25 protein-coding genes are annotated in these 24881 nt (G+C 71.6%); 24 read left to right on the top strand and 1 reads right to left on the bottom strand.

Annotated elements, in window-relative coordinates:
- The first annotated feature begins 6 nt into the window (after positions 1–6).
- From ASF35_RS17350 to ASF35_RS17250, 21 genes are all read left to right on the top strand, one after another.
- Entirely contained in the window at positions 7–579 is a 573-nt protein-coding gene (locus ASF35_RS17350; protein WP_200931796.1) for a signal peptidase I, read from the top strand.
- Positions 576–1232 carry an LPXTG cell wall anchor domain-containing protein gene (locus ASF35_RS17345; RefSeq protein ID WP_156368086.1) on the top strand — a complete coding sequence of 219 codons (657 nt, stop codon included), beginning with the start codon at positions 576–578 and terminating at the stop codon, positions 1230–1232. Before ASF35_RS17350 ends, ASF35_RS17345 begins: the two co-directional genes overlap by 4 nt.
- The gene (locus tag ASF35_RS17340; protein WP_082495589.1) at positions 1229–1840 is read left to right on the top strand and encodes a SipW-dependent-type signal peptide-containing protein; all 612 of its coding nucleotides are present in this window, start codon (positions 1229–1231) and stop codon (positions 1838–1840) included. Before ASF35_RS17345 ends, ASF35_RS17340 begins: the two co-directional genes overlap by 4 nt.
- Positions 1841–1845: 5 nt before the next feature.
- Positions 1846–2868 (top strand): signal peptidase I, encoded by a 1023-nt coding sequence (locus tag ASF35_RS17335; protein WP_055970504.1) that lies wholly within the window; start codon positions 1846–1848, stop codon positions 2866–2868.
- Between the two features lie 248 nt (positions 2869–3116).
- The gene (locus ASF35_RS17330) at positions 3117–3662 is read left to right on the top strand and encodes an alternate-type signal peptide domain-containing protein (RefSeq protein WP_055970502.1); all 546 of its coding nucleotides are present in this window, start codon (positions 3117–3119) and stop codon (positions 3660–3662) included.
- A gap of 18 nt (positions 3663–3680) precedes the next feature.
- Positions 3681–4262, top strand: a complete 582-nt coding sequence (locus ASF35_RS17325; protein WP_055970500.1) for a signal peptidase I — start codon at positions 3681–3683, stop codon at positions 4260–4262.
- Positions 4259–5056, top strand: coding sequence for a hypothetical protein (locus tag ASF35_RS17320; protein WP_055970498.1), 798 nt, complete (start codon positions 4259–4261; stop codon positions 5054–5056). The genes ASF35_RS17325 and ASF35_RS17320 overlap by 4 nt, the downstream gene beginning before the upstream one ends.
- The gene (locus tag ASF35_RS17315; RefSeq protein WP_055970496.1) at positions 5053–5655 is read left to right on the top strand and encodes a TasA family protein; all 603 of its coding nucleotides are present in this window, start codon (positions 5053–5055) and stop codon (positions 5653–5655) included. The genes ASF35_RS17320 and ASF35_RS17315 overlap by 4 nt, the downstream gene beginning before the upstream one ends.
- Positions 5652–6668 (top strand): signal peptidase I, encoded by a 1017-nt coding sequence (locus tag ASF35_RS17310; RefSeq protein WP_055970494.1) that lies wholly within the window; start codon positions 5652–5654, stop codon positions 6666–6668. Before ASF35_RS17315 ends, ASF35_RS17310 begins: the two co-directional genes overlap by 4 nt.
- 115 nt (positions 6669–6783) lie before the next feature.
- On the top strand, positions 6784–7407 hold the full coding sequence (pdxT, locus tag ASF35_RS17305; RefSeq protein WP_055970492.1) for a pyridoxal 5'-phosphate synthase glutaminase subunit PdxT: 624 nt from the start codon (positions 6784–6786) through the stop codon (positions 7405–7407).
- A gap of 41 nt (positions 7408–7448) precedes the next feature.
- Positions 7449–8204, top strand: a complete 756-nt coding sequence (locus ASF35_RS17300) for a YebC/PmpR family DNA-binding transcriptional regulator (protein WP_055970490.1) — start codon at positions 7449–7451, stop codon at positions 8202–8204.
- A gap of 95 nt (positions 8205–8299) precedes the next feature.
- Positions 8300–8836 carry a crossover junction endodeoxyribonuclease RuvC gene (locus tag ASF35_RS17295; RefSeq protein ID WP_055970488.1) on the top strand — a complete coding sequence of 179 codons (537 nt, stop codon included), beginning with the start codon at positions 8300–8302 and terminating at the stop codon, positions 8834–8836.
- Positions 8833–9426 carry a Holliday junction branch migration protein RuvA gene (gene ruvA / locus ASF35_RS17290; protein ID WP_055970486.1) on the top strand — a complete coding sequence of 198 codons (594 nt, stop codon included), beginning with the start codon at positions 8833–8835 and terminating at the stop codon, positions 9424–9426. The genes ASF35_RS17295 and ruvA overlap by 4 nt, the downstream gene beginning before the upstream one ends.
- Before the next feature lie 5 nt (positions 9427–9431).
- A complete protein-coding gene (ruvB, locus tag ASF35_RS17285; RefSeq protein WP_055970593.1) occupies positions 9432–10514 on the top strand; it encodes a Holliday junction branch migration DNA helicase RuvB in 1083 nt (360 codons plus the stop codon).
- Between the two features lie 135 nt (positions 10515–10649).
- Positions 10650–10943 carry a preprotein translocase subunit YajC gene (gene yajC / locus ASF35_RS17280; protein ID WP_055970484.1) on the top strand — a complete coding sequence of 98 codons (294 nt, stop codon included), beginning with the start codon at positions 10650–10652 and terminating at the stop codon, positions 10941–10943.
- Positions 10943–12631, top strand: a complete 1689-nt coding sequence (gene secD, locus ASF35_RS17275) for a protein translocase subunit SecD (protein WP_055970482.1) — start codon at positions 10943–10945, stop codon at positions 12629–12631. The genes yajC and secD overlap by 1 nt, the downstream gene beginning before the upstream one ends.
- The gene (secF, locus tag ASF35_RS17270) at positions 12631–13746 is read left to right on the top strand and encodes a protein translocase subunit SecF (protein WP_055970480.1); all 1116 of its coding nucleotides are present in this window, start codon (positions 12631–12633) and stop codon (positions 13744–13746) included. Before secD ends, secF begins: the two co-directional genes overlap by 1 nt.
- Before the next feature lie 31 nt (positions 13747–13777).
- Positions 13778–14233, top strand: a complete 456-nt coding sequence (locus ASF35_RS17265) for a hypothetical protein (protein ID WP_055970478.1) — start codon at positions 13778–13780, stop codon at positions 14231–14233.
- Positions 14234–14238: 5 nt separating this feature from the next.
- Entirely contained in the window at positions 14239–14763 is a 525-nt protein-coding gene (locus ASF35_RS17260; protein ID WP_055970475.1) for an adenine phosphoribosyltransferase, read from the top strand.
- Between the two features lie 200 nt (positions 14764–14963).
- Positions 14964–17297, top strand: a complete 2334-nt coding sequence (locus ASF35_RS17255) for a bifunctional (p)ppGpp synthetase/guanosine-3',5'-bis(diphosphate) 3'-pyrophosphohydrolase (protein ID WP_200914577.1) — start codon at positions 14964–14966, stop codon at positions 17295–17297.
- Between the two features lie 77 nt (positions 17298–17374).
- Positions 17375–18949: an alkaline phosphatase gene (locus tag ASF35_RS17250; protein ID WP_055970473.1), complete on the top strand. Its 1575-nt coding sequence runs from the start codon at positions 17375–17377 to the stop codon at positions 18947–18949.
- A gap of 683 nt (positions 18950–19632) precedes the next feature.
- Here ASF35_RS17250 and ASF35_RS17245 read toward each other — a convergent pair.
- On the bottom strand, positions 19633–20868 hold the full coding sequence (locus ASF35_RS17245) for a DUF349 domain-containing protein (protein ID WP_055970472.1): 1236 nt from the start codon (positions 20866–20868) through the stop codon (positions 19633–19635).
- Positions 20869–20985: 117 nt separating this feature from the next.
- On the opposite strand from ASF35_RS17245, the gene ASF35_RS17240 reads away from it, so the two are divergent.
- From ASF35_RS17240 to aspS, 3 genes are read left to right on the top strand one after another with little or no spacing between them, the layout of a single operon-like run.
- Entirely contained in the window at positions 20986–21684 is a 699-nt protein-coding gene (locus tag ASF35_RS17240) for an MBL fold metallo-hydrolase (protein ID WP_055970469.1), read from the top strand.
- A 1-nt stretch (position 21685) separates the two neighbouring features.
- Positions 21686–23092: a histidine--tRNA ligase gene (hisS, locus tag ASF35_RS17235; RefSeq protein WP_055970467.1), complete on the top strand. Its 1407-nt coding sequence runs from the start codon at positions 21686–21688 to the stop codon at positions 23090–23092.
- Entirely contained in the window at positions 23089–24876 is a 1788-nt protein-coding gene (aspS, locus tag ASF35_RS17230) for an aspartate--tRNA ligase (RefSeq protein ID WP_055970465.1), read from the top strand. The genes hisS and aspS overlap by 4 nt, the downstream gene beginning before the upstream one ends.
- The last annotated feature ends 5 nt before the right edge of the window (positions 24877–24881 follow it).

The following is a 24881-nucleotide window of genomic DNA, read 5'->3' as shown; positions in this document are numbered from 1 at the left end:
ATCGTCGTGTCTCGCGGGTGGCAGGTCGTCGTGAAGGCCCTGGCCTGGGCCGTGATCCTGGCCGCCACGGGCTCGCTGTCTGCTGCGGTGCTCGTGCCGCGGCTGGCCGGCGCGACCCCCTACGCGGTGCTCACCGGGTCCATGCGGCCGGCGCTCCCGTCGGGCACGTTGGTGGTGGTCCGACCCGTCGAGATGGGCGACGTCTCGGTGGGGGACGTGATCACCTACCAGCTGCGGTCCGGCGACCCGACGGTCGTGACCCATCGTGTGGTCGGCTCCGGGGTCAGGACCGACGGGACGGCGGTGCTCACCACCCAGGGCGATGCGAACGACGTGGTCGATGCAGCGCCGGTCCAGCCGGAGCAGGTGCGGGGGCGGCTCTGGTACGCGGTGCCGCACCTCGGCAGAGCCCACTCCCTGCTCGACGGGTTCCACCGGAAGGCAGCGGTCCAGCTGGTCGCGGCCGGGCTCCTGCTCTACGCGGGCCGGATGTTCGTCGCGGCGGCGCCCGCCTGGCGCGGCGGTCCGGGAAGCAGGACGAGCGACGACGACCAGGAGAAGGAGGGATCAGCGCGATGAGGCATGGATGCCTGCTGCCCGCGACGGTCGTGGCGGTGACGCTGCTCGCCCCTGTCGGTGCGCACGCGGCCGACGAGATCGGCATCAGCCGGGACGGCACGTCCTGGTCGTCGAACCTCGACGAGCCACTGTTCGACCCCGGCCTGCGGTGGGTCCCTGGCGACACGCGGACGAGCAGCTTCTTCGTCCGCAACCAGGGGCCCAGCGGGTCCGCGATCACCATCGAGGTGCGCAGCCTCGACTCCGACGAGCTGCTGGCCGACGACGACATCCACCTGCGTGCGCGGGCGGCGGAGGGTGCGTGGGTCGACCTGCGCAACGAGGTCACCTCGACCCTCCTCACCGAGAAGACGATCGAGCAGGGTGCGGCGGTGCGCGTCGACGTGAACGCGACCTTCGACGAGGCGTCGACGAACCAGTCACAGGTCGGGCGCCTGGCGATCGCCTTCCGCGTGAGGCTCGCCGACGCCGCCGCGGGCGAGCCCGGCGACGACCTGGACGGTGCTAGTCCGTCGGCCGGCGACACGGTGGGGGATCTTCCGGACACGGGCTCCGCCACGCCGCGCTGGATCGTCCTCGGTGGCCTTGGCCTTGCGCTCGTCGGCGTCCTGCTCGCCTCGCGCCTCCGCGTGGATCGTGAGGTGTGGTCATGAGCAGGCATGCGGGTCGACGTCGCAGCCGAGGTCGTCGTGGATGGGTGAGGGCGCTGCTGGCCATGGGTCTGGTGGTCGGTCTCGGCTCGGTCAACACCATGGCGTTCTGGACCGACGATGCGGTCCTGGATGCCGGCACGATCCAGACGGGATCGCTCGACCTGCTCGTCGCAGGCAATCTCGCCGGAGCGGGCGGGACGACGACGTCGCCGAGCCTCGCGCTGACCGACATGGTCCCGGGGGAGAGCGTGGCGGTGACGGTCCCGGTCCAGCGGGCCGCGAGCACCGTCGGTTTCACCTACACGGCCAAGGCGACCGCGTCCGGCGCGCTCGCCCCCTACCTGAGGTGGACCGTCTCGGCGGGAGCGGCCGGCACGGCGAGCTCCTCGGGCCTGCGGACCAACACGTGCGGCGGCACGCCCCTGGTGACAGGGGTGACGCTCACCGGCACCGCGAGCGACGTGATCGCCTCCCCACGCACGCTGTCCAGCGCCACGATGAGCGAGAACATCTGCCTGCGCGTCGAGCTGCCGAGCGGCACCGCGAACGCCGCACAGGGGGCATCGGCGACCGCCTCCTTCGTCTTCGACGCCACGCAGCTGGGCTGATCGTCGTGCTCGAGCGGCTGCGTCAGACCGTCCTCTGGTCGGGTGCCGGTCTGGGCGGGCTCTGCCTGGCCTGGGCCGCGACGATCCACGTCCTCGGCCTCACCCCCATGATCTTCACCTCGGGCTCGATGGGACCGCAGATCGCCGCGGGCGACCTCGCCCTCGCCGAGTCGGTGCCGGCGCGGGCCATCGGGGTGGGCGACGTCGTGAGCGTGGTCAACGCCGCCGGCGTGCGCGTCACCCACCGGGTCGTCGAGATCGACCCTGTGGACACCACGACGGCGGTCCTCACCCTGCGCGGCGATGCCAACGCCTCGCCCGATGCCGAGGCCTACACCGTCACCCGCGTCGAACGCGTGGTCACCTCCGTGCCGGCCGCCGGGCACGTCGTGGACGCCGTCTCGTCACCGTCGGGCCGATTCGTCTCGGGAGCGTGGCTGGGGCTGTGCCTGTTCCTCGTCCTGGGTGCCGGTCGCGCGGGGTCGGGACGCGAGCGTCCTCGGCGCGGGCGCCACCCCGGTGGCCGGCACCGGCGTCAGGACCGATCGCGAGCACACGGGGTCGGGGTCGGGGTCGGAGCCGGGGTCGCCGCGATGCTGCTGGGTCTCGGGCTCGGGCACGTGGTCCCCACCCTCGTCACGCCGACGTCGGCCACCTTCGAGGATCGCGGCGCGACCGTCACCTCCGGCGCCCTCGCCTCCTTCGCGGTCACCAAGCCCGCAGCGCTCGCGTGCACCGTCAGCAACCCCGTCGTGGGGACGAAGAGCCTCACCACGACCTGGACCGCGGCCCCCGGCCTCGCGTACACGGCGGTGATCCGGGAGACCGGCACCTCGCTCGTCGTCACGAGCAGCGGGACGGAGCGCTCGGTCACCGTGACCGGTGGGCTCCTCGGGTCCTTGCTCGGTTCCAGCTTCACCATCGAGGTCACGGCCACCCTGCCGGGCTCGGGCTGGACCGCCACCTCGACGCGCGCGGGGACCTTCGTGCTGCTCGGCCTCGGCTTCACCTGCGGCGCCTGGACCTGAGGTCTCGTCGCGATCCCTGCGCGGCGAACCGGCGGTGGACGACCGCATGGCACCGATGGCCCATCCGACTGGCCGCGTCCGGCCGGTCGGGCCATGCCGGTCTAGTTCCTTCGGGGGATCTTGGTGCGCACTGCGGGGGCCGACCGTGACTTCGTCCGTCGGGGTCGTTGGGAGGTTCGAGGGTCCCGGTGTCGTCGGGACCCGGTCCGGCCCACCCCGGACCACCCTCTCCTCCCGATTGGATCCCCATGAAGAAGTCCACCAAGGCCGCCCTCGCGGCCGTCGGCGCCGGCGTCCTGCTCACCGGCGGCGCCACCACCCTCGCCTTCTGGTCCGACTCGGCCACCGTGGGCGCCAGCACGCTCACGGCCGGCACGCTGACGCTCGGCGAGGCCGACTGCTCGGCATGGATCCTCGACGCGAACGAGGACGCCCCGGGCGAGACCGCGACCCTCCTGGTGCCCGGCGACGTGGCCACCAAGACCTGCACGTTCGACATCGACGCGACCGGCGACCACCTGCGGGCCGACCTCGCCGCCGTCGGCGCGGTGACGTCGGGCGGCCTGGCGGACGACGTCGTGGTCAGCACGGCGTTCGAGGTCGACGGCGAGACGGTCACCTCGATCACCGAGGACGACGCGCCGGAGGTGCTCACGAGCACCGTCACCGTCACGTTCCCCTACGGTGACGCGGTCGACAACGACTCCCAGGGCGAGTCCGTCTCGTTGACCGACTACGTCGTCACCGCGACGCAGGTCCACAGCGACACCCCCGTCGCGCCGGTCGCTCCCTGATCGACGGACCCCACCACCATGACGCGCAGCGCGGCGACCACCGCCCGACGACTATCCCAGGCCCTCGCCTGGGCGGTCGTCGCGGCGGTGGTCGCCGTGCTCGCGGTGGTCGTCGTGGTCCCGCGCATGGCGGGAGCCACCCCCTACACGGTGCTCACCTCGTCGATGGAGCCGACCCTCCCACCCGGCACCCTCGTGGTGAGCCGCCCCGCACCGTTCGAGGAGATCCTCGTCGGTCAGGTCGTCACCTTCCAGCTCGAGTCCGGCGACCCCACCGTCGCCACCCACCGCGTGATCGCCCGCACCACCGAGCCCGACGGCACCCCGGTGCTGTGGACCCAGGGCGACGCGAACGCGGTTCGCGACCCGGAGGTGGTGCGCGCCGAGCAGGTGCGCGGCGTCCTCTGGTACCGCGTGCAGGAGCTCGGACGGCTCAACACCGCGATCGACGCCGCCTGGCGGCAGCGCGGGGTGACGGTCGTGGGCCTCGCCCTGCTCGTCTACGCCGGGTACGCCGCCACCGCCGCGGTGCGCGAGCGTCGGGCCACCCGACGCGCCGCGGGCTCGACCATCCCCCAGGACCAGGAGACCCTCGCGTGAGGATCCACCCCCCGGCACGTCGCCTGACGGCCGTCGCGCTCGCGTCCGGAGCGCTGCTGCTCACCCCGGCTGCCGCCCACGCCGACGACGAGCTGAGCCTCAGCCTCGACGGCGCCACCTGGACGCCCGACATCACCGCCCCACTCTTCGACCCGGCGATGCGCTGGGTGCCGGGTGACGTGGAGACCGCCACCTTCTTCGTGCGCAACAACGCACCGCAGGGTGCCCGGCTCGACGTCACGCTGCGCCCCGACGGCCAGGAGTCGCTCCTGGACGACGGATGGGTCAGCGTCGTCGTGCGCACCCCCGCTCGCGAGGGTGAGGCCACCACTGGCCCCGGCCCCTCGACCGTGCTCGTCGACGCGCCCGTGCCCGGCTCCCAGGTCGTGCCCGTCGAGGTCGAGGTGACCTTCGACGAGGACGCCCCGAACGGCACCCGGCTGCGCTCCGCCTCGCTCGGCTTCGACGTGGTCCTCACCCAGACCCAGGAGATCGGGGGCGGTTCGGAGGAGGACCCCGACGGTCCCGACGGGCCCGACGACTCGGACGGGTCCGACGGAGGCACCGACGGTGGTGCGGACGGCGGCACCGACGGGGGTGCCGGCACCGGCAACGGCGGCGTTGCCGGCTCCGACGGTGGCTCCACGTCGGACCGCGGCGGACTCCTGCCGGACACCGGATCCCTCACCCCCAGCTGGCTCCTCGCGGCCGCCGCCCTCGCTCTCGGTCTCGGCGCCGGACTCTCCACCCGTACTCGACTCGCACGCCCGCACACCCGACAGGACACGCCATGACCAGCTCGATCGCGCGCCGCGCCACCCGTCCCCTGCGTTCCACCCGCGGCCGAGCCGTGATGACCCTTGGCGTCGTCCTCGGCCTCGGCACCGTCGGGACGCTCGCCTACTGGACGGACACTGCCACCGTCACAGGCGGCACCTTCCAGGCCGGCAGCCTCAAGATCCAGGTCGACGGCGTCGAGGACGACCCGGTCGGGTTCTCCAACGCCTTCAAGGCCGACAACCTGGCTCCGGGCCAGAGCGTTGCGGCCTCCTCACAGATCCAGAACGTGGGCACCTTGACGGCCAACTACCACGCCTCTGCCACGGCCACTGGAGCGCTCGCCCCGCTGCTGACCTACTCGGTGCGAGCGGGCGGCACGGTCAACGACCAGGGCACTGCGTGCACCGGTGGCCTGGAGGTGTTCACCGGTGGGATCGGGGCCGGGACGACGATCATCGCGAACACCGCCGGCACGCTGCGCACGCTCGTGGCCGCCACCGGCACGGAGTCGTTCTGCGTGACCGCGACGCTCCCGAGCGGCACCACCGGCGGGCAGGGCCAGAACGCCAAGGTGACGTTCACCATCACCGGAAAGCAGGTCGGCGCCCCGTGACCGGGGAGTCGCAGCCGCGGCTCCTCTGGATCGAGGAGCCGCCGACCGCCCGGGAGCGCCTCGTCGAGCGGCTCCGTGAGGGCGCCCTGACCGTCGGTGCCCTGTCCGGAGTGCTCTGCCTCCTGCTGGCCGCGGTCGCCGTCGCATTCGACGTGCGTCCAGTCGTCTTCCAGTCGGGGTCGATGTCCCCGGCCATCGAGACCGGGGCGCTCGGCATCGCCCGCACGGTGCCCGCATCCGAGCTCGCCACCGGCGACGTCGTGACGGTCCAGACCCCGGCCGGGGTGAACGTGACCCACCGCATCCAGAACCTGACGATCGATGCCCAGGACCGGGCCATCCTCGTGCTGAAGGGCGATGCCAACGGCGCGCCGGACGAGACGCCGTACGTCGTGTCGTCGGCGCCGAGGATCGTCGCGGACGTCCCTCAGCTCGGCTACGTCGCCGCATTCCTGTCCGGCACCCCGGGCACGTTCCTCGGCGGCCTCCTCGTCGGCATCGTGCTGCTCGTCGCGGTGCGCGGCGATCGATCGCGACCGGGCCGTCGTCGGTTCCTCGGGACGGACGCGGCCGGCGCGCCCCACCGCACCGGTGCCCGCGCGACCGCCGTGGCCGTCGGTGCCGTGGCCACCCTGGCCCTGGTCGGCCTGCCCTCGACACCCACCACCCAGGCCTACTACAGCGACACCGCCAGGCTCACGAGCGGGACGTTCGCGCGGCAGGCCGCGGCGCCGGTCGCGCCGACGATCGCCACCTGCACGCGGTCCGGGGGCGACATCACCATCACGTGGAACGCGGTGGCGGGCGCGACGTCCTACACGGTCAGCTGGACCAACCCCGTCGGCACGGCGAGCACCACGGCGACGTCCTTCACGCCGAACGCCAACTTCAACATCGGTGGGGCCACGGGTCAGATCTCCGTCCGGTCGGTCAATGCCGCCGGCACCTCGGCCCCGTCGGGCGCCTTCCGCTACACCGGGAACGGCAACAACGCCCCCTGCACGAGACTCTGAGCCGGTCCTCCTGGCGGGGGACCGGGGCGTGCGACGATCCGGGCACGGAGGCCGGCGACCGCGGCCGTCCCGAGCCACTCCGGCTCGGGCGGGGTGACCTCACTACGCTGTCCCGGTGATCTCACCGACCATCGGCGTCTTCGCCCTGCAGGGGGACGTCCGCGAGCACGTGCAGGCCCTCGAGGCGCTGGGCGTCCGGGCCGTCACGGTGCGTCGCGAGGAGGATCTCGACCGCGTCGACGGATTGGTGATCCCCGGCGGGGAGTCCACCACGATGATCAAGCTGGCCGACGTCTTCGGCGTGGCCGAGGCGTTCCGGCGTCGGATCGCGGACGGGCTGCCCACGTTCGGCACGTGCGCCGGGATGATCATGCTGGCCGACCGGCTCGTCGACGGTGCCGAGGGACAGGCCACCTTCGGCGGGCTCGACGTCACGGTGCGGCGCAACGCCTTCGGTCGGCAGGTCGACTCCTTCGAGGCCGACGTCGACTTCACGACCTTCGACGACCCCGTCCACGCGGTGTTCATCCGCGCCCCCTGGGTGGAGGAGGCGGGCCCGGGCGTGGAGGTGCTGGCCGCGGTCCCGGTCGGCCCGGGTGCCGCGGCGGGCGCGACGGACCGTGCTGCCGATAGGATCGTGGCGGTCCGGCAGGGTTCGGTGCTGGCGACGTCGTTCCACCCCGAGGTGGGAGACGACCTGCGCCTGCACCGCCTGTTCCTGGACCTCGTGACGACGTAGGGATCCGCCACCCGCCGGGGTGGCGCGGAAAGGGGCAGGGGATGTCAGGCCACTCCAAGTGGGCGACGACCAAGCACAAGAAGGCCGCGATCGACGCCAAGCGCGGCAAGATGTTCGCCAAGCTGATCAAGAACATCGAGGTGGCGGCACGTCAGGGCGGGCCCGACCCCGACGGCAACCCGACGCTGTACGACGCGATCCAGAAGGCCAAGAAGTCGTCGGTCCCCAACGACAACATCGACCGTGCGGTCAAGCGCGGCGGCGGCATCGGCGAGGACGCCGTCGACTACACGACGATCACGTACGAGGTGTACGGCCCGAGCGGCGTCGCCCTCCTGGTGGAGTGCCTCACCGACAACAAGAACCGGGCCGCCATGGAGGTCCGCACGGCGGTCAGCCGCAACGGTGGCAACCTCGCCGACCCGGGCTCGGTCGCGTACATGTTCCACCGCAAGGGCGTCGTGCAGGTGCCGGCCCAGGACGCCGGCGAGGACGACATCCTCCTGGCGGTGCTCGACGCGGGTGCCGAGGAGGTCAAGGACCACGGCGAGGCGTTCGAGGTGATCAGCGAGGCGTCCGACCTGGTCGCGGTCCGCACCGCGCTGCAGGACGCCGGTCTGGACTACGACTCCGCGGAGGCCTCCTTCGTCCCATCGGTGGAGGTGCCGGTCGACGTCGAGGGCGCCAAGAAGGTCATCAAGCTGGTCGACGCGCTCGAGGACCTCGACGACGTCCAGAACGTCTACTCCAACGTGGACATGAGCGACGAGGTGCTCGCCGCGCTCGACGAGGAGTAGGTCCGCCAGGAGCATCGGACGTCGGTGCCGGCGGGAGGTGCGTCGGTCGGCGTGGCGTCCGGTGGGGCGTCGTGGGAGCGGGTTATCGTTCGAACATGCGTTCTCCCACGCGTGTGCTCGCGGTCGATCCCGGGCTCACCCGCCTCGGCCTCGGCGTCGTCGAGGGCTCGGTCGGTCGACCGCTGCACCTCGTCCACGTCGACGTGCTGCGCACCCCTGCCGACCTCGACACGGCCAAGCGGCTGCACCGGCTCGAGCAGGGGCTCGAGGAGGCGGTCCGGCTGCACCGTCCGGCGGTCGTCGCGGTCGAGCGGGTGTTCAGCCAGAACAACGTGCGCACCGTCATGGGCACCGCGCAGGCCAGCGGCGTGGCCATGCTGGTCGCCGCGCGGCACGGCATCGACGTCCGCCTGCACACGCCCAGCGAGGTCAAGGCCGCCGTCACCGGCAGCGGTCGGGCCGACAAGGCCCAGGTGGCCGCCATGGTGGTCCGGCTGCTCCGGCTCGCCGAGGCCCCGAAGCCGGTCGACGCCACCGACGCGCTGGCCCTGGCCATCTGCCAGATCTGGCGCGGGGGAGCGCAGAACCGCCTGCAGCAGGCGCAGGCCCAGCTGAAGGAGTCCGTTCGATGATCGCCCACGTGCGCGGCGAGGTCGCCGCCCTCTCGCTCGACTCCGCGGTCATCGACGTCGGCGGCCTCGGCCACCACGTCTACTGCACGCCGGGCACGATCGCGCGGCTGCGGCTCGGGGAGCAGGCGCAGCTGGCCACGTCGCTCGTGGTGCGCGAGGACTCGCTCACCCTCTACGGCTTCGCCGACACCGAGGAGCGCGACATGTTCGTGCTCGTGCAGACGGCCAGCGGGATCGGTCCCAAGGTGGCCCAGGCCATGCTCGCCGTCCTCCCGCCGGACCGCTTGCGACGCGCCATCGCCGAGTCCGACCACGCCGCGCTCACCTCCGTCCCGGGCATCGGTCGCAAGGGCGCCGAACGCATCGTGGTGGAGCTCAAGGACCGGGTCGGTCCCGTGCTCCCCACGTCCGCCGCGGCGGGAACCTCCGCCGCGCCCTGGCGTGCCCAGGTCCTGCAGGCCCTCGAGGGTCTCGGGTGGTCCACCCGCGACGCGGAGAAGGCCATCGAGTCCGTCTCCGACGCCGCAGGCGACTCGCCCGACGTCGGCCAGCTGCTGCGTCTCGCCCTCCGATCGTTGTCCAAGGCGTGAGCGGCGTGCACGACGACTCCTATCCCGAGGCATCCGCCTACGACGTCGACGGGCTCGACGCGGTCCTCGCCGAGGCCACGCCCGACGACCGGGCGTTCGACGCGGCGCTGCGTCCTCGCACGCTCGAGGAGCTCGTCGGCCAGGAGCGCGTGCGCGAGCAGCTGTCCCTCGTGCTCGAGGCGGCCCAGGGGAGGGGGCGGACACCCGACCACGTGCTGCTGTCGGGCCCGCCCGGCCTGGGCAAGACCACGATCGCCATGATCATCGCCCACCAGCTCGGCGCCCACCTGCGGCTCACCAGCGGGCCCGCGATCCAGCACGCCGGCGACCTCGCGGCGATCCTCTCCGGTGTCGACGAGGGCGACGTCCTGTTCATCGACGAGATCCACCGCATGTCGCGCCCGGCCGAGGAGCTCCTCTACATGGCCATGGAGGACTTCCGGGTCGACGTCATCGTCGGCAAGGGCCCGGGTGCCACGGCCATCCCCCTGGAGATCCCGCCCTTCACCGTCGTCGGGGCCACCACCCGGGCCGGTCTGCTGCCCGGACCCCTGCGCGACCGGTTCGGCTTCACCGCCCAGCTGGACTACTACGAGTCGGCCGAGCTCAAGCGCATCGTCGAGCGGTCCGCGCGACTGCTCGACCTGACGATCTCCGACGACGGCTCCCACGAGATCGCGTCCCGCTCGCGTGGGACCCCGCGCATCGCCAACCGCCTGCTGAGGCGGGTGCGTGACTACGCCCAGGTGCGCGGTGACGGCACCGTCGGGCACGGCGAGGCCCGCAGCGCACTCGCCCTGTACGAGGTCGACGACCTCGGTCTGGACCGTCTGGACCGGGCGGTGCTCCAGGCGCTGTGCGCCAGCTTCGGCGGGGGACCGGTCGGCATCAGCACGCTCGCGGTCGCCGTCGGTGAGGAGCGCGAGACCGTCGAGGAGCTCGCCGAGCCCTTCCTCGTGCGCCTCGGCTTCCTCGCGCGGACGCCTCGCGGGCGCATCGCGACGCCCGCTGCCTGGCGGCACCTCGGTCTGGCGGCGCCCGCCGGGACCGACCAGCTGCCGCTCGACGACGCCGCGGACCCGGTCTAGAGGCACCTGCTCGACCCGGGCACCGTCCGTGGAAGCATGGACAGGGCCGCCGGGCTTGGTTGCATGTCTAAACTACTCCCTGGCCCCGTGCCAGGTCCGCTGTGCGGACGTCATTCCCTTCGACGGAGCAATCTCGTGTCCGATGTCTACAGCTTCATCCCGCTCGTCCTCCTGCTGGTCATCTTCTACCTCCTGGTCATGCGCCCCGCGCGGGCTCGCCAGAAGGACTACCTCGCCACCCAGACCGCGCTCGAGCCGGGCCGCCGGGTCATGCTCGCCAGCGGCATCTTCGGCGAGCTGGTGTCGCTGGGCGACACCGAGGCCGAGCTGCGCATCGCCCCGAACACGGTGATCACCGTCAACCGCCAGGCCGTCGCGAAGGTCGTCGACCCGAGCCCGACCACCGAACCGGAGAGCCCGACCGACTGATGGCCAGACCCGCGCCCCGTCCCGGCAGGAGCACTGCCGGCATCCCGCGTCCGCGACGCACGCTGCTGCTGTTCCTCGCCCTCCTGCTCGCCCTGTTCGGACTGCTGGCAGGGCTCGACCTCAAGGACGGCGGCGGGGTCTGGAAGCCCAGGCTCGGGCTCGACCTGCAGGGCGGCACCCGGATCACCCTGCAGGCCGAGGCGTCCTCCGGTGACGTCACGCAGGCCAAGCTGCAGGAGGCTCGGGACATCATCGACCAGCGGGTCAACGCCACGGGCGTGAGCGAGGCCGAGGTCTCCACGCAGGGCGGCAACCAGGTCGTCATCGAGATCCCGGGGCAGCGCAAGGGCAACATCGTCGACGAGGTGGGCCGCACCGCCCAGCTGCGCTTCCGTCTGCTCTGGGGGTCGGGGCAGAGCGCGGCCCAGGCACCGGATCAGAAGGCGGTCGCGGCGGCGGCCAAGACCGTGAGCGCGGCGGACTGGTCGAAGCTCTCGCTCGACCAGCTCATCGCCGCGGAGACCCAGGGTCTGGACTCGCTGCCGAAGGACTACGCCTCGGCCGCCGAGGCGCTGCAGACCGAGCTGGCCGGGTTCCGGTGCACGAAGGACGACCTCGCGGTCGACGACGTGCCGGACGAGCCGATCGTCTCGTGCGACCCGTCCACGGGCGAGACGATGATCCTCAGCCCCACCGTCATCGAGGGCACCCAGGTCAAGAGTGCGGAGGCCGTGGTGCCCCAGGGCTCCGTCGAGTGGGTCGTGGCGATCGAGCTGCGCAAGGCCGGGACCGAGGCCTTCGACGCCATCACCGACGCGCTCTACCAGCAGGAGCAGGCCGGCAACCAGGCCGCGTCGCGCTTCGCGATCGTGCTCGACGGCGAGGTGCTGAGCGCACCGACCACCAACGGCCACTTCACCAACGGAAGCTCGCAGATCTCCGGCGGGTTCACGCAGTCCACGTCGCAGTCGCTGGCCAACCAGCTGAAGTACGGGGCACTGCCGCTCACCTTCGAGGTCAACGGGGTGTCCGTCGAGGGCCCCTCGCTCGCGGGTTCCCAGCTGGAGGCCGGCATCGTCGCCGGGGCCATCGGGCTCGTGCTCGTGATGGCGTACCTGCTGCTCTACTACCGCGCGCTCGGGCTCGTGGCCATCGGCTCGCTGCTCGTCGCCGGCGCGTCCACCTACGCCATGGTGCTGCTGCTCGGGAAGTCGCTCGGCTTCACGCTGACCCTTCCCGGCATCGCGGGCCTCATCGTGGCCATCGGCATCACCGCGGACTCGTTCATCGTCCTGTTCGAACGGATCCGTGACGAGGTGCGCGACGGCAAGTCGCTGCGCCTGGCCGTGGAGTCCGGCTGGGAGCGCGCGCGTCGCACCATCCTGGCCGCGGACGGTGTCTCGCTGCTGGCGGCGGTGATCCTGTTCATCTTCGCGATCGGCGTCGTGCGCGGGTTCGCCTTCGCGCTGGGTCTCACCACGGTGATCGACGTGATCGTGGTGTTCCTGTTCACCAAGCCGCTCATGTCGCTCCTGGCGCGCACCACGTTCTTCGGTCGCGGCCACAAGCTCTCCGGCTTCGACGCGGCCCATCTCGGCATCGGGGACCGGGCCGTCGACCGCACCGGACCGGTCCGCCGTCCGGACCGAGCCCCGACACCCGGCAGCACCACGGGAGGACGATCCTGATGGGACGCATCAGCAGCTTCGGCCAGCACCTCTACACCGGGCGGGTCTCGGTCGACTTCGTCGGACGTCGTCGGCTCTGGTACTCGATCTCCGTCCTCATCATCGTCGCCTCCACGCTCGGCTTCGTCGTGCAGGGCTTCAACCTCGGCATCGAGTTCAAGGGCGGTGTCGAGCTGACCGCCAAGGTGCAGAAGGCCGACGCGGCCACCGCCGACGCCCTCGCTCAGGCGATCGAGGACGCGAACGTCCCCGCCGCGGGTGACCCGATCGTCACGACCTCCGGCTCGGACACCGTCAGGATCGACGTCCGTGCCCTCAGCCAGGACGAGACGTCCGTGCTCGAGAAGGCCCTGACCGACGCGGGCGCGCAGGAGGTGAGCCAGAACCTCATCGGGCCCTCGTGGGGCAAGCAGGTGGCCACCAAGGCGCTCACCGGCCTCGCCGTCTTCCTGGTGGTCGTCGTCATCTTCATCGCCGCCTACTTCCGCGACTGGCGCATGTCGCTCGCTGCGCTCGTGGCGCTCGCCCACGACGTGCTCATCACCGCGGGCGTGTACGCCTGGTCCGGCTTCGAGGTCACGCCCGCCACGGTCACCGGCTTCCTGACGATCCTGGGCTACTCGTTGTACGACACCGTGGTCGTCTACGACAAGGTGCGCGAGAACACGCACGGCGTGCTCGCCTCGTCCCGTCGTACCTACGCCGAGCAGGCGAACCTCGCCGTCAACCAGACGCTCGTGCGCTCGGTGAACACGTCCGTCACCGCGCTGCTGCCCGTCCTGGCGTTGCTCGTCGTCGGCACGTTCGTGCTCGGGCAGGGGCCGCTGAAGGACCTCGCCCTCGCGCTGTTCATCGGCATGGCCGCCGGGACCTACTCCTCCATCTGCATCGCCACGCCGCTCGCCGTCCAGCTGCGCGAGCGTGACCCGGCGGTCGCGGCCCACACCGGGCGCGTGCTCGCCCGGCGCGAGAAGGACGCCGCGACGCCCAGCGCGGGCGAGGCGGTGCCGGTGGCGGCCGGGGCGGGGGCGGGAGGTCGGCGCCAGCCGACGCGAGGTCCGCGGTCGTCGCGCAAGCGCGGTGGCAGCGGCCAGGGCCGGGCGGGTCGGTCCTGAGCTCTCAGGCGACCATGACATGCTTGCGCGCATGAAGAAGCTCGCTCTCGCCGGCGCCGTGCTCGCCGCCGCCACGACCCTGACCGCCTGTGGATCCGGGAGCAGCGCCTACTGCTCCGACCTCAAGTCCGCCACGAAGGAGTTCGACTCCCTCGAGGGCAGCGACCTCGGGCAGATCGACAAGGCCTTCGCCACCTTCCACAAGCTCGCGGACGAGGCCCCCTCCGACGTCGAGTCCGACTGGAAGGTGCTCGACGACGGCATCACGTCGGTCGAGAAGTCCCTCGACGACGCGGGCATCAAGCTCGAGGACCTCGCGAAGGTCCAGCAGGGCGAGCTGCCCGAGGGCGTCGACATGGCCAAGCTCCAGGGCCTGGCCGCCGACTTCCAGAAGCTGAGCGACGAGAAGTTCACGAAGGCCTCCGACGCCATCGAGAAGCACGCCAAGGACGAGTGCGACGTCGACCTGAGCGGCAACGGCTCCTGACGTCCATGGACGCGGCCACGGCCATCGACGCCTGCGTCCGGCCGGTCGAGGACTGGCCGGCGCAGGGCGTCACCTTCCGTGACGTCACGCCCCTGCTGTCGAACCACGAGGCCTTCTCGGCCGTGTCGGCGGCCCTGCGCGACGCCGTGCGCGACCTCGATCCCGACGTCGTCGTGGGTGTCGAGGCGCGTGGCTTCATCTTCGGCGCACCGCTGGCCCTCGAGCTCGGCGTCGGCTTCGTGCCGGTCCGCAAGCAGGGCAAGCTGCCGGCCGACACCCACAGCGCCACGTACGCGCTGGAGTACGGCGAGGCCACGCTCGAGATCCACACCGACGCCTTGGCGCCCGGTGCCCGAGTGGTCGTCGTCGACGACGTGCTCGCCACCGGGGGCACGCTGGTCGCGGCCGGCGAGCTCGTGGCGGCGTGCGGCAGCACCGTCGTCGGCAACGTCGTGGTCCTCGAGATCGGCGCGCTCGGTGGCCGGGACGTGCTCTCCGGCACGCCGCTCGTCAGCCTGCGCCGCTACTGACCCCTCGCTCGTCGACCCCGCGATCCGTCAGGACACCCATGAACCCCCGTCACACCCGAACCATCGCCCTCGTGCTCGTCGCGATCCTGGTGCTCGGCGCCGCGGCCACGCTGCTCGACGTCCTGCTCTGAGGTCGGGTCCGTCCCGTGACCGCGGTGATCGGGCCTGTCCTACGATGGAAGGCACGACAGGAGCACTGAGTGGCTGAGCGCATCGACACCGACCACGGCGGAGCCGCCGAGACGGCTGCGCCGCCGGAACCTGCCCGCGTCGACCAGGCACCGGCCGGTGCCCGCGTGCGCAGCCGCCTGGCCCGCATCGGGGGCCGGTCGACGCCGCAGAACCCGGTGCTCGACCCCTTGCTCGCTGTGTACCGCGAGAACCACCCCAAGGCCGACGTCGACGTCATCCGCAAGGCGTACGAGATCGCCGAGCGCATGCACGAGGGGCAGACCCGCAAGAGCGGCGACCCCTACATCACCCACCCGCTCGCGGTGTCCACCATCCTGGCCGAGCTGGGCATGACCGGTCCCACCCTGTGCGCGGCGCTCCTGCACGACACGGTGGAGGACACGCCCTACACGCTCGACAAGCTCCGCGTGGACTTCGGCGACGAGGTGGCCCTGCTCGTCGACGGCGTGACCAAGCTCGACAAGGTCAAGTACGGCGACTCCGCGCAGTCCGAGACGATCCGCAAGATGGTCGTGGCGATGAGTCGCGACATCAGGGTCCTCGTCATCAAGCTCGCCGACCGCCTGCACAACATGCGCACGTTGCGCTACCTGCGGCAGGACAAGCAGGAGCGGATCGCGCGCGAGACGGTCGAGATCTTCGCCCCTCTGGCCCACCGGCTGGGCATGAACACCATCAAGTGGGAGCTCGAGGACCTCGCGTTCGCGACCCTGCACCCCAAGGTCTACGACGAGATCGTGCGCCTCGTGGCCGACCGGGCACCGTCGCGGGGGCAGTTCCTCGAGCGCGTGATCGGCGACGTCGAGTCCGACCTGCGCCACGCCAAGATCAAGGCGACCGTCAGCGGCCGCCCCAAGCACTACTACTCGATCTACCAGAAGATGCTGGTGCGCGAGCGCGAGTTCACCGACATCTTCGACCTCGTCGGCGTCCGGATCCTCGTCGACACCGTGGCCGACTGCTACGGCGTGCTCGGCGTCCTGCACGCCCGGTGGAACCCCATCCCCGGCCGCTTCAAGGACTACATCTCGGTCCCGAAGTTCAACATGTACCAGTCGCTGCACACGTCGGTGATCGGTCCGCAGGGCAAGCCGGTGGAGCTGCAGATCCGCACCCGTGCCATGCACCGTCGCGCCGAGTACGGCGTGGCGGCGCACTGGAAGTACAAGGAGGACGGGAGCGCGAACCCGTCCACGGCCAAGGGTGCCAGCCCCGGCAGCGACGACATGGCCTGGCTGCGCGAGCTGGTCCAGTGGCAGTCCGAGACCGAGGACTCCGTCGACTTCCTCGACAACCTGCGCTTCGAGATGAACAGCGTCGGCGTGTACGCGTACACCCCGCGCGGCGACGTCATCCAGCTCCCGGCCGAGGCCACGCCGGTCGACTTCGCCTACGCCGTGCACACCGAGGTCGGTCACGCCTGCATCGGTGCTCGCGTGAACGGACGGCTGGTGTCGCTGGAGTCCGAGCTCAAGACCGGTGACGTGGTGGAGGTCTTCACGTCCAAGTCGCAGGACGCCGGACCCAGCCGCGACTGGCTCGAGTTCGTCAAGAGCCCGCGAGCCCGCAACAAGATCCGGCAGTGGTTCACCAAGGAGCGTCGCGAGGAGGCGATCGAGCGCGGGCGTGACCTCATCGCCAAGCAGATGCGCAAGGAGAACCTGCCGCTGCACCGCATCTTCAAGCACGACACGCTCGACGCGATCGCCAAGGACCTCAACCTGCCCGACGTGTCGGCGCTCTACGCCGCGGTGGGGGAGAACAACGTCGGCGCGCAGAACGTGGTGGAGCGGGTCATCTCCCTCTCGGGCGGGCGCGACGGTGCCGAGGAGGACCTCGCGGAGGCCACCGTCATCCCCGGCAGCGGCTCGCGCCGCCAGCGGGCCGACGGCCAGGCAGGCGTGCTGGTCGAAGGCGTCTCGGGCGACGTGATGGTCAAGCTCGCACGCTGCTGCACCCCGGTCCCGGGCGACGTGATCGAGGGCTTCGTGACGCGTGGCTCCGGCGTGTCGGTGCACCGCAGGGACTGCGTCAACCTGCAGTCGCTGAGGTCGCAGCCCGAGCGGCTGGTCCCGGTCCAGTGGGCGCCCAACGCGCACAGCACGTTCCTCGTGGCGATCCAGGTGGAGGCGCTCGACCGGCCTCGTCTGCTGAGCGACATCACGCGGATCATCTCCGACCAGCACGTGAACATCCTGTCCGCCGCGCTCTCCACCGGGCGCGACCGAGTGGCCAAGAGCAAGTTCAGCTTCGAGATGGGCGACCCCAAGCACCTCGACCACGTGCTCGCGGCCGTCCGCACCATCGAGGGCGTCTTCGACGTCTACCGCGTCACGCAGTGACGTCGGCGGGGTGACCGGCCGCTCGGTGGTCACCGGGTGGTCACCCGCTCGTCGCTTCGCTCCGTGACGCTCGGGCCATGACCTCGGGGGAGATCGACCGTCGCACCGCCGTCCGTTCCGCGGCCCTGGCCGCACTCACGACCGGCGGGGTGCTGCTCGGCGGCGGTCCTGCGTCGGCGCGTGGCGTACCGACACTGGTGCGTCGCGGCAGGCCGGAGCTCACGCACGGTGTGCAGGCCGGTGACGTGCACGCCGGCCAGGCGACGTTGTGGGGGCGTGCGGACCGTCCGGCGCGTCTCGTGGCCGAGATCTCGCGCGACCCGTCCTTCCGGCGTGCCGTGACCGTGCAGGGACCGCGCGTGACGCCCGAGACCGACCTGACCGGGCAGTGGGCCGTGCGCGGCCTCCCGCCGGGCTCCGACGTGCACTACCGCGTGCGTGCCGTCGACCTGCACGACCCGCGGCGCTCCGGACGTCCGGTAGCCGGCCGCCTGCGCACGCTCGGCGGGTCCCGACGGGACGTCCGCTTCCTGTGGTCCGGAGACGTCGCGGGGCAGGGGTGGGGTGCCAACCCCGAGTACGGGGGCTACCGCATCGCCGACGCGATGGCGCGGCGTGACGCCGACTTCTTCCTGTGCAGCGGTGACACCGTCTACGCCGACGGGCCGCTGCAGCCCACGGTCGCGCTGCCGGACGGGCGCACCTGGAGGAACCTCGTGACCCCGGAGAAGGAGAAGGTCGCCGAGACGCTGGCCGAGTTCCGCGGCCAGTACCGCTACAACCTCGAGGCCGACAACTGGCGGGCCTTCCTGGCGAGCACCGCCCAGGTGACCCAGTGGGACGACCACGAGGTGACCAACAACTGGTACCCCGGCGAGGTGCTCGACGACCCGCGGTACACCGAGCGTCGGGTGGACGTCCTCGCCTCGCGCGCCCGCCGCGCCTTCCACGACTACGTGCCGGTGGCCGAGATCTCGCCCGACCGCGTGGGGAGGGTCTACCGCGTGCTGCACCAGGGGCCGCTGCTCGACGTGTTCGTGCTCGACATGCGCACGCGCAAGGACCCCAACACCGCCAACGACGAGACCCGACGCGACGGCGGCGTGCTGGGGGAGGAGCAGACGCGGTGGCTGGTCCGCGAGCTCCGTGCGTCGCGCGCCACCTGGAAGGTGATCGCGGCCGACCTGCCGATCGGCCTCGTGGTGCCCGACGGCGCGGCGGCGCAGGAGGGCATCGCCCAGGGCGACCCCGGCGCGCCCCTCGGTCGCGAGCAGGACGTCGCGCGGGTGCTCACCGCGCTCCAGGACGCGGGCATCCGCAACCACGTGTGGCTGACGGCGGACGTGCACTACACCGCCGCCCACCACTACTCGCCCGACCGCGCGAGCTACCAGAGGTTCGACCCCTTCTGGGAGTTCGTCTCCGGGCCGCTCAACGCCGGTGCCTTCGGTCCGAACGCGCTCGACGACACCTTCGGACCGCGCGCCGAGTTCGTGAGCGCCCCGCCCGTGGCGAACACCGGTCCCGCCGGCGGCTACCAGTTCTTCGGCGAGGTCGAGATCGACGCCCGGACCCGTGCCCTGACGGTCACGCTGCGCGACGTCGAGGGCCGGGGCCTGTACTCACGCACGTTGGAGGCGCAGCGTCGCTGAGTCGGGTCTCGTCCTTCGGGTGAGCCGTCCGGCTTCGTCGCCCCGTGCGGCCGGGTCAACGCTTGCTGCTGCGTCGCTGTGGCTCCGAGTCGGGGTGGTCTCCGAAAGGGCCTCGACCGGGGCGGGGGTCTGGGCTCGGTGGGATCTGCGGGGCGCGGCCACGATTCTTCATCTGTGCGGGATCCACGCACGATGCTTCCTACGCGTGGACCGTGCCTCGCGAAGGAAGCATCGTGGCGGCGACCTTGGACCCGTAGGGGCAGTGATTCTCCCTTCCCGTGGAACGGTCCGCGCAGAAGGAGAATCCTGACCACCCAACGCACCAGGGTCGCCCTGCGGACGCAGGATTCTGCCTTTGCGTGCCGAACCCCGAACGATGCTGCGTCCACGACGGGATCCGGACACGAACGCAGAATCCTTCGACCCTCCACGCACGAACGCAGAACCTTGCGTCTCCCCGAGCCGCGCTCCGAGGGCCCGACCCGAGCCCGGACCCATCCGCCGGTCGAGGCCCTTTCGGAGACCACCCCGACTCGCAGCCACAGCGACGCAGCAGCAAGGAACGACCCCACCAGCAGCAGCGCAGCAACGACTGGGGCGCACTCGCACCATCGATCGAGCAACGGCGCGCGAGCGCAGGATCCTGCAGGACCCGGTCCAGCCGAGGACCCGGCCGACGCGGCTCAGCTGTAGTCGGACGCGGCCTTCTGGGCCATCGCGAGGAACGACTCGTTCGACTCCAGCTTCTGCGTCAGGTCCTTCACCTTGCGGGCGTCGCCGGCGGCCTCGGCCTTGGCGAGGGACTCGCGGGTCTCGTCGATGGCGCGCTGAAGCTTGCCGATCATGTCGTCGGCGCGGGCCGACTTCTCCGGGTCCGAGCGCTTCCACTCCTGCTCACCGGCGGCACGTACGGCCTGCTCGACCGTGCGCAGACGCCCCTCGAGCTCCTTGACCCGGCCACGCGGGACCTTGCCGGCGGCCTCCCAGCGGTCGGCGATGTCGTGCAGCGCCTTGCGGGCGGCGTCGAGGTCGGTGATCGGCAGCAGCGCCTCGGCCTCGACCAGGATCTGCTCCTTGACCACGGCGTTGGCGGCGAACTCCTCGTCGAGCGCGGCGTTCGCGGCGTCGCGGGCCTGGAAGAACACGTCCTGGGCGGCTCGGAACCGCTTCCAGAGCTTGTCCTCGACGTTGCGCGGGGCGGAGCCCGCCTTCTTCCACTCGGTCATGAGGTCGCGGTACTTGCCCGACGTCGGACCCCACTCGGTCGAGGACGACAAGGCCTCGGCCTCGACGATCAGCTTCTCCTTGACCTTCTGCGCCGCCTCGCGCTGGGTGTTCTGCTCGGCGAAGTGCGTCTTGCGCTTGCGCGTGAACGAGGTGCGGGCGGCGCTGAAGCGGTGCCACAGCTCGTCGTCGGCGGACTTGCTGAGGCGGGGGAGCGCCTTCCACTCCTCCAGGAGGGCACGGAGCCGGTCGGCCCCGGCGCGCCAGTCCTGGCCCGAGGCGATCTTCTCGGCCTCCTCGACGATGCGGGTCTTGGCCACGCTCGCCTCGGCCACCTTGGCCTCCCGCTCGGCCCGACGCTCCTCGCGCTGCTTCTCGATCGCGGGAGCGAGCGCGTCCAGGCGCGCGTCGAGCGACGCGAGGTCGCCGATCGCGGCGGCGTCGGCCACCTCGCCGCGCACCTTGGCGACGGCCTTGGCCGCCTCGTCGGGCGACAGCGCACCGGTGGTCAGGCGCTTCTCCAGCAGGTCGACCTCGGTCTCGAGGCCCTCGAAGCGGCGGACGTAGAAGGCGAGACCCTCGGCAGGTTCTCCCACCTTCCACTCGCCGATCTCGCGCTCGGAGTCACCGGTCTTGACGAAGACCCTTCCTTCGGCGTCGACGCGGCCCCACGGATGCTCGGCGGCAGAGGTCATGGCGACAGTCTAGGAGGACACCACCTGGGCGTGACCACCCCGGCGTCGACTGGGCGTCGCCGCCCCGGACGAACCGCCGGGCGATCCGACGTCGCAGCCCCGCGTACCCTGTGGTGCGTGCTGCTCACGTCCTTCCCCGCCGGCCCGCTCCAGGCCAACTGCTACGTCGTGGCCCGAGGTCCCGGCACCGGCTGCGCCGTCGTCGATCCGGGCATGGACTCGATCGAAGGCGTGCGCCAGGTCGTCGCCGAGCACCGGCTGACGGTCGACGCCGTGCTCATCACCCACGGCCACTTCGACCACATGTGGTGCGCGCAGGACGTCGCCCGCGAGCTCGACGCACCGGTGTGGATCCACCCCGCCGACCGGCACCTCCTGGCCGACCCCATGGCCGCGATCTCCGGACCGTCGGCGGCGATGCTGCGCGCCCAGTTCGGCCTCGACGACCTGCCGGAGTTCCGCGAGCCCGACGACGTCCGCGACGCGGTCGACGGTGCGGTGGTGGAGGTCGACGGGCTGCGGATCAGCGTCGACCACGTGCCCGGGCACACCCCGGGCACCGTCTACTACCGGGTGGACTGGGACGGTCCCGAGGACGTGTCGCAGGTGATGTTCTCCGGCGACTTCCTGTTCGCCGGGTCGATCGGCAGGACCGACCTCACCGGTGGTGACCACGACCAGATGCTCACCAGCCTGCGCGAGCGCATCCTCCCGCTGCCGGACGACGTCGTCGTGCTCCCCGGGCACGGGCCGCAGACGTCCATCGGACGTGAGCGGGCCACCAACCCCTTCCTGTCCGAGCTGAAGGAGGCCTGACGTGGCGAAGCTGAGCGGGTTCCCCGAGCTCCTGCCCGCCGACCGTGCGGTCGAGCTGGCCGTCACCGACGCCCTGCGTCGCGTGTTCGAGCTGCACGGCTTCGCCAACGTCGAGACGCGGGCGGTCGAGCCGGTCGAGACGCTGCTGCGCAAGGGCGAGATCGACAAGGAGGTCTACGTCGTGCGTCGCATCCACGACGACGCCTCCCCAGGAGCGTCGTCGTCGCGGTCCGACGCGCTCGCCCTGCACTTCGACCTCACCGTCCCGTTCGCGCGCTACGTGGTCGAGAACGCCGGCAAGCTGGAGTTCCCGTTCCGGCGCTACCAGATCCAGAAGGTCTGGCGGGGCGAGCGACCGCAGCAGGGTCGGTTCCGTGAGTTCACCCAGGCCGACATCGACATCGTCGGCGACGGCACCCTGCCCTTCCACGCCGACGTCGAGGTCGCGCGGGTGATGGCCGAGGCACTGGCGGCCGTGGCGTCGGTCCTCGGTCTCGGCGCGGGGGCGACCCCCGGCGGGGGTGCCGGGCTCCGGGCGGCTCCGGAGGAGCTGTTCACGCTCCAGGTGAGCAACCGCAAGGTGCTCGAGGGCTTCTACCTCGGGCTCGGGGTGGCCACGCCGACCGCCGTCATGCAGGTCGTCGACAAGCTCGACAAGCTGCCGGGCGAGAAGGTCCTGGAGCTCCTGGCCGAGGCCGGTCTCGACGACGCCTCCGCACGGGCCTGCCTCGCGCTCGCCGAGATCAGCACCGAGGACACCTCGTTCGTGGAGCGTGTCCGCGCGCTGGGCGTGCAGCACCCGCTGCTCGACGAGGGCCTCGACGAGCTCGCCTCCGTGGTGGCCGCGTGCGCCGACGTCGAGGGCGTCCGGGTCACCGCCGACCTCCGCATCGCCCGAGGCCTGGACTACTACACCGGCACGGTCTTCGAGACCCGCATGAGCGGCCACGAGCAGCTCGGCTCCGTGTGCTCCGGCGGCCGCTACGACGAGCTCGCCTCCGACGGGAAGCGCACGTACCCGGGCGTCGGCATCTCGCTCGGACTCTCGCGGCTGCTGGTGCCCCTCGTCGCCGACGGGCTCACGAGCAGCCGGCCCGTCCCGTCCGCCGTGCTCGTCGCGGTGACCGACGAGGCGTCACGCGCCGCGAGCGACGCTCTCGCGCAGCGGCTGCGCGCCCGTGGCATCCCCACCGAGGTGTCCGCCGCCGCGCAGAAGTTCGGCAAGCAGATCCGCACCGCCGAGCGCCGCGGCATCCCGTACGTCCTCTTCCCGGGCGAACCGCCTAGTGTCAAGGACATCCGCACCGGCGACCAGGTCGAGGTCGACCCCGACACCTGGACGCCCCCCGCTCACGACCTGACGCCCACCGTCGTCGGGACCCCCCTCTCGAAGGAGACCTCGCCGTGATCCGCACCCACGACGCCGGAAGCCTGACCGCCGCCAACGTCGGCGACCAGGTCACCCTCGCCGGATGGGTCGCGCGCCGACGCGACCACGGCGGCGTCGCATTCATCGACCTGCGCGAGGCCAGCGGCGTCGTGCAGGTGGTGGTGCGCGAGGAGGTCGCCCACCAGCTCCGCTCGGAGTTCTGCCTGAAGATCGTCGGCACCGTCGAGAAGCGTCCCGAGGGCAACGAGAACGCCGCGATCCCCACCGGCGAGATCGAGGTCATCGCGAGCGACGTCGAGATCCTCAGCGCGTCGGCTCCGCTGCCGTTCCCGATCGACGAGCACGTGGAGGTGGGGCAGGAGGCGCGTCTGCGCTACCGCTACCTCGACCTGCGCAGGCCCGCCCCTGCCCACGCCATCCGGCTGCGCAGCAAGGTCAACGCCGTGGCCCGTCAGGTGCTGGAGCGTCACGACTTCGTCGAGGTCGAGACGCCCACCCTCACCCGCTCCACGCCCGAGGGCGCACGCGACTTCCTCGTGCCCGCGCGCCTGCGCCCCGGCAGCTGGTACGCCCTGCCGCAGAGCCCCCAGCTGTTCAAGCAGCTGCTCATGGTCGGCGGCCTGGAGCGGTACTACCAGATCGCGCGCTGCTACCGCGACGAGGACTTCCGTGCCGACCGTCAGCCGGAGTTCACCCAGCTCGACATCGAGATGAGCTTCGTCGACCAGGACGACGTGATCGCCCTGGCGGAGGAGGTCTACGCCGAGCTCTGGAAGCTCATCGACGTCGAGCTCCCGCGCCCGTTCCCGCGCATCACGTACGCCGACGCGATGCGTCGCTACGGCTCCGACAAGCCCGACCTGCGCTTCGACCTCGAGCTCGTCGAGCTGACCGACTACTTCAAGGACACCCCGTTCCGGGTGTTCCAGGCTCCGTACGTCGGTGCCGTGGTGCACCCCGGCGGTGGCTCGCAGGCACGCCGCACGCTCGACGGCTGGCAGGAGTGGGCCAAGCAGCGCGGTGCGCGTGGTCTGGCCTACGTGCTCGTCGGCGAGGACGGGACGCTCGGCGGCCCCGTCGCCAAGAACCTGTCCGAGGCCGAGCGCGACGGACTGGCGGACGCCGTCGGAGCGAAGCCCGGCGACGCCATCTACTTCTCGGCCGGTCCGGTCAAGCAGATGCGCCAGCTGCTCGGTGCCGCGCGCATCGAGATCGCCCGCAGGGAGAACCTCATCGACGAGTCGGCGTGGGCGTTCTGCTTCGTCGTCGACTGGCCGATGTTCGAGGCCGTGAGCGACCTCGACTCCGGCGACGTCGCCGTGGGAGGTGGCGAGTGGACCGCCGTGCACCACGCCTTCACGGCGCCCCAGGACCCGGCCACGCTGGCCGATCCGGGCAGCTCGATCGCCCAGGCCTACGACATCGTGTGCAACGGCAACGAGGTCGGTGGCGGGTCCATCCGTATCCATCGTCCCGACGTGCAGAAGCGCGTCTTCGAGATCATGGGCATCGGCGAGGAGGAGGCGCAGGAGAAGTTCGGCTTCCTGCTCGACGCCTTCGCCTTCGGCGCGCCGCCGCACGGCGGCATCGCGTTCGGGTGGGACCGCACCGTCGGCCTGCTGGCGGGCACGGACTCCATCCGCGACGTCATCGCCTTCCCGAAGTCCGGTGGCGGCTACGACCCCCTCACCGCCGCCCCGGCCCCGATCACGCCGGAGCAGCGCAAGGAGGCCGGCGTCGACGCAGTGCCAGACGAAGAGGGGCCGGAGCCCGAGGACGACGAGGTCGACACCACGGCCTGAGACCG

Source organism: Aeromicrobium sp. Leaf291 (assembly GCF_001423365.1).
Classification (GTDB): Bacteria; Actinomycetota; Actinomycetes; order Propionibacteriales; family Nocardioidaceae; genus Aeromicrobium.
This window is presented reverse-complemented; position numbering and strand designations above follow the sequence as displayed.

Excerpts from the sequence above, each read along its gene's own strand:
- ruvA (WP_055970486.1), top strand. The coding sequence starts at position 8,833 with ATGATCGCCCACGTGCGCGGCGAGGTCGCCGCCCTCTCGCTCGACTCC.
- ASF35_RS17340 (WP_082495589.1), top strand. The coding sequence starts at position 1,229 with ATGAGCAGGCATGCGGGTCGACGTCGCAGCCGAGGTCGTCGTGGATGG.
- ASF35_RS17330 (WP_055970502.1), top strand. The coding sequence starts at position 3,117 with ATGAAGAAGTCCACCAAGGCCGCCCTCGCGGCCGTCGGCGCCGGCGTC.
- secF (WP_055970480.1), top strand. The coding sequence starts at position 12,631 with ATGGGACGCATCAGCAGCTTCGGCCAGCACCTCTACACCGGGCGGGTC.
- ASF35_RS17245 (WP_055970472.1), bottom strand. The coding sequence starts at position 20,868 with ATGACCTCTGCCGCCGAGCATCCGTGGGGCCGCGTCGACGCCGAAGGA.
- ASF35_RS17315 (WP_055970496.1), top strand. The coding sequence starts at position 5,053 with ATGACCAGCTCGATCGCGCGCCGCGCCACCCGTCCCCTGCGTTCCACC.
- ASF35_RS17260 (WP_055970475.1), top strand. The coding sequence starts at position 14,239 with ATGGACGCGGCCACGGCCATCGACGCCTGCGTCCGGCCGGTCGAGGAC.
- secD (WP_055970482.1), top strand. The coding sequence starts at position 10,943 with ATGGCCAGACCCGCGCCCCGTCCCGGCAGGAGCACTGCCGGCATCCCG.
- ASF35_RS17295 (WP_055970488.1), top strand. The coding sequence starts at position 8,300 with ATGCGTTCTCCCACGCGTGTGCTCGCGGTCGATCCCGGGCTCACCCGC.
- ASF35_RS17250 (WP_055970473.1), top strand. The coding sequence starts at position 17,375 with ATGACCTCGGGGGAGATCGACCGTCGCACCGCCGTCCGTTCCGCGGCC.
- ASF35_RS17325 (WP_055970500.1), top strand. The coding sequence starts at position 3,681 with ATGACGCGCAGCGCGGCGACCACCGCCCGACGACTATCCCAGGCCCTC.
- ASF35_RS17265 (WP_055970478.1), top strand. The coding sequence starts at position 13,778 with ATGAAGAAGCTCGCTCTCGCCGGCGCCGTGCTCGCCGCCGCCACGACC.
- ASF35_RS17345 (WP_156368086.1), top strand. The coding sequence starts at position 576 with ATGAGGCATGGATGCCTGCTGCCCGCGACGGTCGTGGCGGTGACGCTG.
- ASF35_RS17300 (WP_055970490.1), top strand. The coding sequence starts at position 7,449 with ATGTCAGGCCACTCCAAGTGGGCGACGACCAAGCACAAGAAGGCCGCG.